13 protein-coding genes are annotated in these 12,285 nt (G+C 71.4%); 10 read left to right on the top strand and 3 right to left on the bottom strand.

All coding sequences use genetic code 11. From position 1 onward, the window contains the following. Positions 1-64: 64 nt before the first annotated feature. Positions 65-526: an ATP-binding protein gene (locus OHS81_RS04815; protein ID WP_328382749.1), complete on the bottom strand. Its 462-nt coding sequence runs from the start codon at positions 524-526 to the stop codon at positions 65-67. Positions 527-663: 137 nt separating this feature from the next. Here OHS81_RS04815 and OHS81_RS04810 point away from each other — a divergent pair, with 137 nt between their 5' ends. From OHS81_RS04810 to OHS81_RS04800, 3 genes are read left to right on the top strand one after another with little or no spacing between them, the layout of a single operon-like run. Beyond that, on the top strand, positions 664-1,530 hold the full coding sequence (locus tag OHS81_RS04810; RefSeq protein WP_328382746.1) for a helix-turn-helix domain-containing protein: 867 nt from the start codon (positions 664-666) through the stop codon (positions 1,528-1,530). 3 nt (positions 1,531-1,533) lie between these two features. Beyond that, positions 1,534-1,812 carry a DUF397 domain-containing protein gene (locus OHS81_RS04805; protein ID WP_328382744.1) on the top strand — a complete coding sequence of 93 codons (279 nt, stop codon included), beginning with the start codon at positions 1,534-1,536 and terminating at the stop codon, positions 1,810-1,812. Next, entirely contained in the window at positions 1,809-2,714 is a 906-nt protein-coding gene (locus OHS81_RS04800; protein ID WP_328382743.1) for an SAM-dependent methyltransferase, read from the top strand. The genes OHS81_RS04805 and OHS81_RS04800 overlap by 4 nt, the downstream gene beginning before the upstream one ends. Before the next feature lie 44 nt (positions 2,715-2,758). Here OHS81_RS04800 and OHS81_RS04795 read toward each other — a convergent pair whose 3' ends face one another. Continuing rightward, positions 2,759-3,787 carry a carbohydrate kinase family protein gene (locus tag OHS81_RS04795; protein ID WP_328382741.1) on the bottom strand — a complete coding sequence of 343 codons (1,029 nt, stop codon included), beginning with the start codon at positions 3,785-3,787 and terminating at the stop codon, positions 2,759-2,761. A gap of 680 nt (positions 3,788-4,467) precedes the next feature. On the opposite strand from OHS81_RS04795, the gene OHS81_RS04790 reads away from it, so the two are divergent. From OHS81_RS04790 to OHS81_RS04760, 7 genes are all read left to right on the top strand, one after another. Beyond that, positions 4,468-4,758 (top strand): hypothetical protein, encoded by a 291-nt coding sequence (locus OHS81_RS04790; RefSeq protein ID WP_328382739.1) that lies wholly within the window; start codon positions 4,468-4,470, stop codon positions 4,756-4,758. A 261-nt stretch (positions 4,759-5,019) separates the two neighbouring features. Next, positions 5,020-6,195: an MBL fold metallo-hydrolase gene (locus tag OHS81_RS04785; protein WP_328382737.1), complete on the top strand. Its 1,176-nt coding sequence runs from the start codon at positions 5,020-5,022 to the stop codon at positions 6,193-6,195. 220 nt (positions 6,196-6,415) lie between these two features. After that, on the top strand, positions 6,416-8,533 hold the full coding sequence (locus OHS81_RS04780; protein WP_328382735.1) for a sensor histidine kinase: 2,118 nt from the start codon (positions 6,416-6,418) through the stop codon (positions 8,531-8,533). Then, positions 8,523-8,972, top strand: coding sequence for a roadblock/LC7 domain-containing protein (locus OHS81_RS04775; RefSeq protein ID WP_328382733.1), 450 nt, complete (start codon positions 8,523-8,525; stop codon positions 8,970-8,972). Before OHS81_RS04780 ends, OHS81_RS04775 begins: the two co-directional genes overlap by 11 nt. Before the next feature lie 2 nt (positions 8,973-8,974). After that, complete coding sequence (locus tag OHS81_RS04770; protein ID WP_088801078.1) at positions 8,975-9,373, top strand: DUF742 domain-containing protein; 399 nt, start codon at positions 8,975-8,977, stop codon at positions 9,371-9,373. Continuing rightward, on the top strand, positions 9,351-9,971 hold the full coding sequence (locus OHS81_RS04765; RefSeq protein WP_328382729.1) for a GTP-binding protein: 621 nt from the start codon (positions 9,351-9,353) through the stop codon (positions 9,969-9,971). Before OHS81_RS04770 ends, OHS81_RS04765 begins: the two co-directional genes overlap by 23 nt. Beyond that, positions 9,968-10,570, top strand: a complete 603-nt coding sequence (locus tag OHS81_RS04760; protein WP_328382727.1) for a GAF domain-containing protein — start codon at positions 9,968-9,970, stop codon at positions 10,568-10,570. The genes OHS81_RS04765 and OHS81_RS04760 overlap by 4 nt, the downstream gene beginning before the upstream one ends. Positions 10,571-10,743: 173 nt before the next feature. Here the strand turns inward: OHS81_RS04760 and OHS81_RS04755 are convergent, their stop codons facing one another. Then, positions 10,744-12,069 carry an acyl-CoA dehydrogenase family protein gene (locus tag OHS81_RS04755; protein WP_328382725.1) on the bottom strand — a complete coding sequence of 442 codons (1,326 nt, stop codon included), beginning with the start codon at positions 12,067-12,069 and terminating at the stop codon, positions 10,744-10,746. Positions 12,070-12,285 lie beyond the last annotated feature (216 nt).

Genomic DNA, 12,285 nt, shown 5'->3' with positions numbered 1-12,285 from the left:
GCCAGGGTCGTCGGTGGCCCAAGGCGTGCCGGAGGCCCCGTTTCCGCCGATGCGGAGCGGGGCCTCAGTGGCCGAGCGAGGAGTACGGCAGGTCGGCCCAGACGACCCGGCCCCCACCGCTGTCGGCGGGCCGTGATCCCCAGCTGTCGGAGAGCGCGCCGACGAGGAACAGCCCTCGTCCGCACTCCTTGTCCACGCTGCCGGGCTGGACGTGCGGCGCCGAATCCTCCGGGCCGCCCTGGTCCGTGATCTCTATGCGTATGTGCGCCCCGAAGAGGGCGAGTTCGCAGCCGACCTTCTCGCTGTCGGTGTGCCGCACCGCGTTGGTGAACAGCTCGGAAACCACCAACTCCACGTCGTCGCGGACGTGTTGAGCCGCGCCCCACTCGTGCAGCAGCGCACTGACGCGTCTGCGCGCCTCGGGAACGGACGTGCGTCGCGCCGGCAAGTGGAACGCGTCCTGCGGGTACTGGGCGACAAAGCCGCCACAGCGCCCTAACGAGGGAGCGTTGTTGGAGGAAGCCACGCCGTAACTATGTGCGATGCCGGTCACCGATGGCAAGGATCACTCTGCAATTTGCAGAATCGTAAGGTGCAGTCTGTTCGCGCTGTTGACGGCATGACACACTGCTGACCACTGAAGTCAGTTGGAGGCGATCGGACGTGGCGGACCCACGGTCGGCAGGTGCACCGACCGTCCTGCGGGTGGTGCTCGGCAAGCGACTGCAGGACCTGCGCGAGAAGGCGGGGATCTCCTTCGAACGGGCCGCCGCGGCCCTCGATGTGACCCACGCCACGATACGACGCATGGAAAAGGCCGAGGTCGGCCTCAAACTCCCCTACGTCGAGAAGCTGCTGGCGACCTACGGCGTCACCGACGAGGACGAGATCGAGGGCTTCCTCTCCCTCGCGCGCGAGGCCAACAAGCCCGGCTGGTGGCACCGTTTCCGGGACGTCCTTCCCGAGTGGTTCAGCGCGTTCGTCAGCCTGGAGAGCGAAGCCAACCTCATCCGGGCCTACCAACCGCACTACGTCCCTGGCCTGTTGCAGACCGAGGACTACGCCGCCGCCGTCCTGCGGGCCGGCATGCCGCACGCCTCCGCGGCGGACATCGACCGCATCGTCGCCCTGCGCATGGAGCGGCAGTCGCTCCTGACCCGTGAGGGCGCACCGATGCTGTGGGTGGTCATGGACGAGACCGTGCTGAGGCGGCCGATCGGCGGGGCCCAGGTGATGCGCGACCAGATCACCCGGCTGATGGAGGCCACCGCACTGCCGAGCGTCCGGCTGCAGGTCATGCCCTTCGCCGCGGGCCCGCACCCCGCCATGTACGGCCCCTTTCACATTTTCCGCTTCCCGATTCCGGAACTCCCGGACATCGCCTACGCGGAAAGCCTCGTCGGAGCCGTGTACTTCGACCAGCGCAACGACGTCTCGCAGTTCCTGGAGGCCCTGGACCGGATGTGTGCGCAGGCCGCGCCGGCACACACCACCGAGGCCATTCTGGGTGGCTTTCGCAAGGAGATCTGAACCATGGATCGCATACGCATCTACAACGGCATGCCCGCCACGGAACTGGGCACTGAGGGCTGGCACAAGCCGTGGAGCGGCGGAAACGGCGGCGAGTGCGTCGAGGCCATGCGGCTGGGCGACGGCCGGATCGCGCTGCGCCAGTCGACCGACCCGGACGGCCCGGCGCTGATCTACACCCACCACGAAATGGTGAGTTTCATCGAGGGCGCGAAGGCCGGCCACGCCGACTTCCTGCTCTCGGCGGCGCCGGGCCGGCGCACCGAGCGGAGGACGGCATGAGCGAGCAGGACATACCCCCGGGCGCGCCGGAGGGCACGGTCCATGAGATCGGACCGTACGTCCAGGGGCCGGAGCCCTCGGGCTTCGCGGCCGAGGAGATCGACACCAGCCGGCCGCATCCGGCCCGGATGTACGACTACTACCTCGGCGGCTGGGACAACTACGAGGTCGACCGGGTGGCCGCGGAGCGCGTCATCGAGGTCCACCCGCAGGTCCGGCTCAGCGCCCGCGCCAACCGCGCCTTCATGCGGCGGGCGGTGCGCGAACTGGTCTCCGGCGGCATCCGCCAGATCATCGATATCGGCACCGGCATCCCCACCTCGCCCAACACCCATGAGGTGGCCCGGGAGACCGCTCCCGACACCCGCGTCGTCTACGTCGACAACGACCCGATCGTCGCCACCCACGCCGGCGCCCGGCTGACCAACACCGAACGCACCGGCTTCGTGCTCGGCGACGTCCGCGACCCCAAGGCGCTGCTCGGCCACCCCACCGTCCGGGAACTGATCGACTTCGACCGGCCGGTGGCGCTGCTGCTGGTCGCCGTACTCCACTTCATCCGGGACGACGAGGACCCCGCCGGCCTCATCACCACCCTTGCCGAGGCGCTTCCCGCGGGCAGCCACCTCGTCCTGTCGCATGCGACGGGTGAGCCTTATGAGGCCTATGCGGAGGGCCGCACGGACGAGCAGGCACGCGACGGCGTGGTGAACGTCTACAAGAGCGCCACCGCCTCCCTCAACCTGCGGTCGAAGACCGAGATCGCGCCGCTCTTCGGGCCGTTCGCCCTGCTGGAGCCGGGAGTGGTGCGGGTGCCGCTGTGGCGGCCGGACGGCCCGGTGCCCGGTGCGCAGGAGCTCAACAACACCATTTTCTACGGCGGGGTGGGCCGCAAGGGCTGACCGGCCGGGCCCGCGGGCCCGGCCGGAGGTTCCCGGCCGGCGAGTTACGCGCCCGCAGGGGAGACCCGGGCGTCCGGCGGACCCGCGAGCCGCTGCCCGTCGCCGGGCGGTGCGGTGGCCGGCGCCGCCGTGGTGAGGGGCGGCGCCGTCGTGGTGAGGGCCGAGCGCAGGTCCTCCGGTCCGGCGAGGCGGGTGTGGGTGCCCGGTGAGGTGCAGGCGTACGCCCCCGCGACCGCACCCAGGCGCGCGCACTCGTCGAGGTCCCGGCCCGCCAGCCGGCCGTAGAGGAACCCGCAGGTGAAGGCATCACCCGCGCCATTGCTGTCCACGACGGGGCCGGGCGGGACCGCGGGCGGGACCAGGCGCGGGGTGCGGTCGTCGGCGGTGAGGAGGTAGGCGCCGCCCGCCCCGGCCATCGCGATCACTGCCTCGGCACGTCCCTCGTGCAGGATCTCCCGCATGACGGAGCCGATCCGTTCCCCCGCCCCCGCCGTACTGAGAAACACCAGGTCCGAGCGGAGCGCGAACTCGCGGTGATGGTCCGTCAGCCCGTCCCAGTCGTGCAGATCCGTGGAGACGGGGATGCCCAGAGCCTCGATGTCGTCGTAGAGGAACCGGGCGAAGTGCATGATCGACAGATGGACGTGCCGGGTGCGGCGCAGCGGGGGGAGATAGTGCTCGGGCGGCATCCGCAGATCGAGCGGGTCACGGCCGTCGTAGAACGACATCCTGCGGCCGTCGGAGGCCACGAGGTTGACCGCCCGCCGGGTGCCGTGCGGCGAGAGCAGCGGCCGGAAGTCGACACCGGTACCGGCCAGCCGTTCACGGACCAGACTGCCCGGATGGTCGTCGCCGAGGAAATCCACGAATCCCGTGGTGAGCCCGAGCGCCGCGCAGCCGAGCGCGACGCCGGTGCCGGTGTGTCCCGCCCCTTCGTGAAGAGGGGGGACCGCATAGGAGTCGGCGAGCGGTACGGGCAGCGCGGCAACCGACACGGTGGTGTCCACGCCCGACCCGCCGACGACGAGTACGTCGTATGCGTCATACGGCTCAGAAACCTGCTGGAATGTCACAAGCGTCCCTGAATCCCTTGCTGGTGAGACGAATCCCTTGCTGGTGGAACCGTTTGCGGACGATGTGCGTCCGCTGCCGGGAGTCTAGACGCACACTCGGCTCATCACGGGATGTCAGGGACTCCGGTGACACGAGGGAGGAAAGGGGCCGCAAGAAGCCGCGCCGGTGATCAGTGGCCGGTGCGGAACGGGCGGGGAGCGCGGCCCGTGGGACTGCAGGGATGTCCCCCGAAGCGGTGAGCGGAAAGGGCCGTCGACATGGATGGTGAGAGCCCTGAAGCCTGAGGGCCCTCCGTGATCAGGTTCCGTGCGTGGGGAGAGCGGCGTGGACGGCTGGGCCGGCGAGCGGAAACCGGGCGCGGGGTACGGATCCCGGTGGGAAGAGCGGATCCGGGGCAGTGACGCGCGGGGTGTCGGCGGCCGGACGGCCGGCGGGGGAGCGAGGCGGATATGGCGAACATGGCGGAGAACTCCCATGGCGGGCGCACCGCGATCGTGATCGGTGGCGGGCCGGCCGGGATGCCGGCCGTTACCGCCCTGGTCGGACAGGTCGACGCGATCACCGTCGTCGAGCGCGACCGCTACCCGGCGGGGCGGGCCTTCCGCAAGGGCGTCCCGCACGCCCGCCACCTGCACATTCTCCACCGCGCCCGGGGATCACCGCCGAGGCGCAGCGGGCGGTGGCCCGTGCCGTGGAACCCGCCTGGCTCGCCGCGGTCGGTTCGGACCGCCCCTACGCGAGCCCCGACGGCACCACGGCAGGTCTCGGGGAGCGGCTGACCACGTGGTACCTCGACCGGCTCTTCGCCCGTGCCGCGATCGACCCCGTCGTCGGGGCGGCCTTCCGGGACGTCTTCTGTCTCACCGCGCCGCCCACCCGTCTCGTCGCTCCGCGGATCTTCCTGCGCACGGTCTTTCTGCCCCGCCGCCCCGGGCTCCCCGGTCCGCCCGCGGTCGTGGAAGGGGTGTGAGGGCGGCCTGCCCGGCCCCGCTCCCACGGACGCGTTCGAGTTGCCGGGCCGGCCGGCATCTGCTGTGGCGCCCGGGAAAGGTCACACCCTTACTCCGGAATGTCACGGCCGGTCGCGCCGTTGCTGTCTGCGGGTGATGGTGTGGAGAGTCCGGGTGTCGTGGTGCGGAAACCGTACGGCGGCGCCGTGTGGCGCGGCGTACCGGAACCCGCCGCTCACGCGGCCCGTTCACTTCGCGACTACCCCGACCATGGAGGTGCCGTGACCGGTTCCAGACCCCGTCGCACCCGACTCTCCGCGCTGCGGCCGGCGGCTTTCGGCGCCGTGCCCACCGGGGAGCGGCTGGCCAGGCTGCGCAGGTCGCCCCAGTTCGTGGACGGTCAGTTCCGCAATCCCGTGGAGACCAGGCAGCTGCTCCACGGCTCCGCGCTGCCGATGGCGCGTACCCAGCTGAGCCGGGAGGGGCGGCTGCGCCGGGCGCCGGTCGGCCCGATCCCGGTCTACCGGCCGACCGCCGCGGACGGGACGGAGCCGCCCGCCTCCGGGCTGCGGCTCACCTGGATGGGTCATTCGAGCGTGCTGGCCGAAATAGACGGTCAGCGGGTGCTCTTCGACCCCGTCTGGAGCGAGCGCTGTTCACCGTTCACCTGGGCGGGCCCCCAGCGGATGCACCCGGTCCCCATCGGGCTGGACGAGCTGGAGCCGGTCGATGTCGTGGTGATCTCCCACGACCACTACGACCATCTCGACATGCCGACGGTCCAGGGCCTGACCGGCTCCGGCGCGGCCTTCGTCGTCCCGCTCGGCGTCGGTGCCGACCTGGAATTCTGGGGTGTGCCCGCGGAGCGGATCACCGAGCTCGACTGGCACGAGTCCGCCCGAGTGGGCGGGCTGACCCTCACCGCCACCCCCGCACAGCACTTCTGCGGCCGCGGTCTGCGCGGCCCGCAGCACACCCTGTGGGCCTCCTGGGTGGTCGCAGGACCCGACCACCGGATCTACCACAGCGGCGACACCGGCTACTTCTCCGGCTTCGCGGAGATCGGCGCGGCGTACGGCCCGTTCGATGCGACGATGATCCAGATCGGCGCCTACAGTGACTTCTGGCCGGACATTCACATGGACCCCGAGCAGGGGGTCCAGTCCCACCTCGACCTGCAGGGCCAAGAGCCCGGCGGCGTGCTGCTGCCGATCCACTGGGGCACCTTCAACCTCGCACCGCACCCGTGGGCCGAGCCCGCCGAGTGGACCCTGACCGCTGCCCAGAAGGCCGGGGTCACCAGCGCCCACCCCCGGCCGGGAGAGCCGTTCGAGCCCGCCGACCCTCCGGCCGTCTATCCGTGGTGGCGGGCGATCGCCGTGCCCCCCGTCCATGGATGGCCCACCTGGCCGCCGGCGGTTTCCCCCACCGACGTGGATCTCGTCGCGGACCGCTGAGGCGGCAGCGGGACGCCGCCCTGTGGGACTGGCCTTTCGAATGCCTTCCAACTGACCCTCCATGAACGGGAGTTCGGATTGCCTCGTACTGGTGTACGCGAGGCGCCCACTCAAGGAGGTGGCGAGGGGTAGCGAAACCCTGAAGTGGGCCCGGACCCCACCCGTGCAACAACTAGCGTGCGTGCTCCGCGAACTGCCACGGCCGATCCGGAGGGCGCCGATGCCTACCGCATTCCCCCAGGGGAACCAGACGTTCCAGGAGGCTCACAGATCCCCAGGGCCCCAGGGTTCCCCGGGGGCCGTCCCCGTCCCCGCCTCCGCCCGGCGGCGGGAGCGTGAGGGCGGACGACACGGCCGGGCCTCGTTCCCCGAATCCGCTGCCGACTCGGCGATACGGGCCCGCCTGGTCCGGCTCGCCGCCGTCCCCTGCCTCCTCGTCGCCGTCATCTGCACGGCCGCCGCCGCCTTCGTGGTGCAAACCGGCGGCGCCCGGCTCACCGGCCGCGAGTGGGTGGTGCTGTGCGGCGGTCTCGCGCTGGTCTGCGTCATCGTGCTCACCGCGAGCGCCGCCGCCAACGCCGAGGCCCGCGCCACCGTCACCCGCTACGCCCGGCTGCGCCAGGTCTGCGCCCGCAGCCAGTCCGACCTGTACGACCTGCTGGACCGCGTACGGCAGGGCGAGTGGATCCAGCGCCGCGAGCCCGAACAGGGCGCGGTGCCCACCGGTGACACGCTCGACCTGCTCGTCCACGAGGTGGCCGCCGCGGGCCGGGCCGCCGAGTCCGCCGTCATCGACGCGGTTGCCATCGCCCGCAGCAACGCCAGCGGCAGCGAGCAGAAGGTCGAGGTGTTCGTGAACCTCGCCCGCCGTCTGCAGTCCCTGGTGCACCGGGAGATCGAGCTGCTGGACGAGCTGGAGAACCAGGTCGAGGACCCGGACCTGCTCAAGGGCCTGTTCCACGTCGACCACCTGGCCACCCGGATCCGCCGGCACGCCGAGAACCTTGCGGTGCTCGGCGGCGCCATCTCGCGGCGCCAGTGGAGCCGCCCGGTGTCCATGACCGAGGTGCTGCGTTCCTCGATCGCCGAGGTCGAGCAGTACCCGAGGATCAAGCTGGTGCCGCCGATCGAGGGCACCCTGCACGGACATGCCGTCGCCGACGTCATCCACCTGCTCGCCGAACTCGTCGAGAACGCCTCGATCTACTCCGCGCCGCAGACCCCGGTCCTGCTGCGCGCCCAGCTCGTCACCGCGGGGCTCGCGGTCGAGGTCGAGGACCGCGGCCTGGGCATGTCGGCGGACGAGCAGTCGCGGATGAACGCCCTGCTGGCCGACCCCGAACACATCGATGTCGCCGAGCTGTTGAGCGACGGCCGGATCGGACTGTTCGTGGTCTCCTCGCTCGCCCGGCGGCACGGCATCGTGGTGCGGCTGCAGAGCAATATCTACGGCGGCGTGCAGGCCGTGCTGATCGTGCCCCAGGAACTGCTCGGCGAGGAACCGGCCGAGGGGGAAGCGGACGGAGCGGAGGGGCCGCGCGCCTCGTCGCCGGACACCGACCCGGTGCGCGAGCACGACGGGGGCTACGCCGGCGGCTTCGTCGACGACCCCGGCGTCCCCGAAGGGACCCCTGCGCGTCACGAACGCCCCCGGCATCACGCCCCCGTGGAGACTCCCGAGCGCCATGACCCCGGTCTGGGTCCCGGCCACCGGACCGTCGTGGCCATCCCCAGCCCCGCGCCCGCCCCCGACACGCTCGACATGGCACCGCGCGGATACGGCGACCGTACGGCCCCGGTTCCGGCCCCGAGCCGCCTCACCGCGGACACCGATCCCGTCTCCGATCCCGACGCCGGTGCCGCTCGTCGCCGGCTGGTCCGCGCCACGGGCGCCTACACTCCCGACGTCCGCCTGCCCGACGCGCGGCTGCCCGAGCCGCACACCCCTGACGCCGCTCCCGCCGACCGCCCCGCCGATCCCGGCCCGGTCGTGCTCCCGCCCGCGCCGCCTGCCGTGGACAACAGCGCCCGCCCGCGGCTGCCCCGGCGGCGCAAGCAGACGCACCTCGTTCCCGAGCTGCGCGGCGACCCGATCCTGCCGTCCGCGACCCCTCGTACGGGGCCCGAGCCCGAGCACGACCCCGGCCTGATGGCCGCCTTCCGGCGCGGCTTCAGCCTCGCCGACGACACCTATGCCGGCGACACCGCCGGCGGTAACGGCACCACGGCCCACGGCGGCGACACCAGCAGCCCGGCCGGCAACGACCTGCTCTACGACCGTGACCACGATGCCACGATGGCCCGCCCCCGAGGAGACGACCGCAACCATGGTGAGTGATGTGCGTGCGCAGGCGCATTCGCAGCTGCAGGGAGGCCAGCACACCGATCTGTCCTGGCTGCTGACCGGGCTCGTACAGCGGGTGCCGCACGCCCGGAGTGCGCTGCTGCTGTCCTCGGACGGCCTGGTGAAGGCCGCCCACGGCTTCGACCCGGACAGCGCCGACCACATGGCCGCCCTGTCCTCCGGCCTCTACTCCCTCGCCCGCAGCGCCGGTGTGCGCTTCGGGGAGGGCGACGAGGTGCTGCAGGTGGTCGTCGAGCTGGAGTCCACCTTCCTGTTCGTCTCCACCGCCGGATCGGGCGCGTGCCTGGCCGTGCTCGCCGGCCGCGAAGCCGATGTGGCGGTGCTGGGCTACGAGATGTCGATGCTGGTCAAGAGCGTCCGGCCCTATCTGTCCACCCCCGCACGCCACCAGACGCCCGCGGGCGGTCGTTGACCATGACCGTGCGTCGCCGACGGCGGCAGGGCGGGGAGCCGTGGTATGACGACGCGGCGGGCCGGCTGGTCCGCCCGTACACCGTCAGCAACGGCCGGACCCGTCCGACGGCGCACTTCGACCTGCTGACCATGGTGATGGCCACCGGCCGACGGCCCGTTTCCTGCCAGGGCCCCGACTACGCCCAGGTGCTGGGGCTGTGCGGCGGGCCGGTCTCCGTCGCGGAGATCGCCGCCCACATACGGCTGCCCGCCGTGGTCACCAAAGTGCTCCTCGCCGACCTCGTCGACTGCGGGGCGCTCACCGCGCGGGCCCCCGCAGCCGTTTCGGCAGGGCCCGCGTCCCGTACCGACCGAGCCCTGCTGGAGGCGGTGCTGAATGGACTTCGCAAACGACTGTGACCCCCACACCCCGGGGGACCCCTCGGCCGACCTCTTCCCCACCGCGCTCAAAATCCTGGTCGCGGGGGGCTTCGGGGTCGGCAAGACGACCTTTGTCGGCGCGGTGAGCGAGATCGAGCCGCTGAGCACGGAAGAGCTCCTGACCCAGATCAGCGTGGGTACGGACGATCTGGCGGGTGTCGAGAACAAGGACACCACCACCGTCGCCATGGACTTCGGCCGGATCACGCTCAGCCCCGCGCACATCCTCTATCTCTTCGGGACGCCGGGGCAGCAGCGCTTCTGGTTCATGTGGGACGAGCTGTCCAACGGTGCGCTCGGCGCGGTCATCCTCGCCGACACCCGGCGCCTGGACCAGTGCTTCGCGGCCGTCGACTTCTTCGAACGGCGCGGTATCCAATTCATCGTCGCCGTCAACGAGTTCGACGGCTCCTACCACTACGACCCGGACGAGGTCCGCACCGCCATGGACATCTCTCCCCACATCCCCGTCGTGCTCTGCGACGCCCGCCGGTGCAGCTCGGCCACCCACGTCCTGGTCTCGCTCGTCCAGCATCTGCTCACCCCCGCCCTCGCCGCGACCCCGGAGCTGCCGTGAACCACCCCGCCTCCCGCGTCCCGTACCTCTCCTACGATCCGACGCGCCATCTGCTGCTCACCCCGCAGGACGACGAGGCCCCGGCGCGGGTCGCCCGGCTGCGCGCCCTGGGGATCGGGGAGTCGCCGCTGCCCGCCTTCGACGAGTTCGCCCGCAAGCTCGCCCGGACCACCCGGGCGCCGTACTCGATGGTCAACTTCATCGACGAGCGGCGGCAGTACTTCGCCGGCCTCTACACCCCCGCGCAGGACCGGGCCGTCGAGCTGGGTCCTGCGCCCGCCAGCGCCCAGCCGGGCCGGGTGATGGACCGAGACCACGGGTACTGCCCGCATGTCATCGTCCGCCGGAAGGCCCTGGTGCTGGAGGACGTCTGCGATTATCCGCGGTTCGCCGGCAACCCCGTCGTGGACGAGATCGGCATCCGCTCCTACCTCGGGGCGCCGCTGATCGACCGTACGGGGATGGCGCTGGGCACCGTCTGCGTCGTGGACCTCGAACCACGCCCCTGGGGCCGGGAAGGGCTGGAGACCATCAAGGCGATGGCCGCCGAACTCGTCGAGCAGATCAACCGCATGGAGAAGCAGCAGAGCGACGCCTGAGGAGGCGCCCTTGGGGAGGCCTCCCCAAGGGCGCCTCCCCGGTACGGAATCCGGCCCCGGTGCCCGGCGCGTCCGGCTTCAGAGGAGACATCCCCTGGAGCCGGACGCCCGGCCCGGGGCCGCGGCATCGGCCGGCTGCCGGTGACCGCGCACCCCATGACCGAGGCTGCCGCTCATCTCGGCCGGACGCACCACGAGCGCCCGGACACCGGGCCGGTGCGCTGGCCCGGCACCGTGGCCGGGGTGTCCTCGCCCCGCCCGGCGGGAGCCGGTACGTCCGCGGGGGCGTCGCCCTCCTCGGGCCACTCCGAGGGCTCCAGCCGCAGCAGATCCGCCAGCCGGCTGGACCACTCGCCCCGTGCCCGTCCCAGGGCCAGTTCGCCCAGGCGCAGCAACTGGATGTCGGAGGTGCCGGCCGGCGCGAAGATGTGGTGGGCGTCGCGCAGGAAGCGCTCCACCGGCCGGTCGGTGAACAGCCCGCAGGCGGCGTGGATGTCCATCGCGTCGCGCGCCGACTCCAGCGCCGACTCCACATTGACCAGTTTGGCGTTCATCAGCTCCGCATCGCACGGCAGCCCCTGGTCCAGGAGGTGTACCGCGTGGTACGCGGACAGCCGGGACAGCAGCAGCCGCGACTGGATGCGGCCGAGCTTGAGCTTGATGTTGCCGAGGTCGGCCAGCGGTTTGCCGTAGCGCTGCCGCTCGGCGCAGAACGCCGTGGTCTCGTCCAGCACCGCCTGATGGATGCCCAGCGATACGGCGGTCAGATTCGGCCGTCCGTACAGCACGCTGGAGGAGTAGGCGACCGACAGGCCGTCGCCCTCCCGGCCCAGCAGATTCGCCGCTGGAATGCGGCAGTTGTCGAAGAACAGCTCGCCGAAGCTGAAGCCGTGCAGCCCCATCGCGGGCTGCTGCGGCCCGACCCGGAAGCCCGGTCTGTCGGACTCGACGAGGAACGCCGACAGGCCCTTGGAGCCCTCGCCGGTGCGGGCCACCACGCCGTGGAGGTCGCCGACATGGCTGTTGCCGACGTAGATCTTCCGGCCGTTGAGGACGTAGTCGTCGCCGTCGCGGACGGCGGTGGTGGTCATGCCCAGCACATGGCCGCCGGACTGCGGTTCGGTGACCGCGATGGTCGGCAGGCAGTCGCCGGAGGCTATGGCGGGCAGCCAGGTCTTCTTCTGCTCCTCGCTGCCGAAGTGGACGATCTTTGCGACGCCCAGCTGCGACGCCTGCACCATGGCGCCCATCGCGGCGCTCACCCGGGAGAGCTCTTCGATGATCAGGGTCTTGGCGACATGGCCGGCTCCCATTCCGCCGTAGGCGCGGTGCACGGTCGCGCCTATCCAGCCCTGCCGCGCGATCTGGCGCGAGAGGTCATGGCACACGGAACGGTTCGCCTCCATTTCTGCCACCCGGGGGCGGACCTCCCTCTCGGCGAACTCCCGCACCTGGTGCCGGAGTACCTCATGCCGCTGGTCCGTGAAGTAGCGGTGCAAGACGAGCCCCTCCTTCGCGATCTCCCCCGTGCTGGTCGCATCACGCCTCGGACGGCACCCGGTGGTGTCGTCGCAGCGAACGTTCCGGAAAGTGATCTTTCGCTTACCCCGTGCAATACCCGTTGGCATACCTACTGCGGGGCGCATAAAACATCAACTGGGTGCATTTAAGTGAAGAGTTGAAGCGCGAAGCAGATGCGCACCACCCCCGGATGC

This window comes from Streptomyces sp. NBC_00400 (genome assembly GCF_036048035.1).
Classification (GTDB): domain Bacteria; phylum Actinomycetota; class Actinomycetes; order Streptomycetales; family Streptomycetaceae; genus Streptomyces.
Note: the sequence above shows the minus strand (reverse complement) of the source record. Positions and strands in the feature narration are given on the sequence as shown.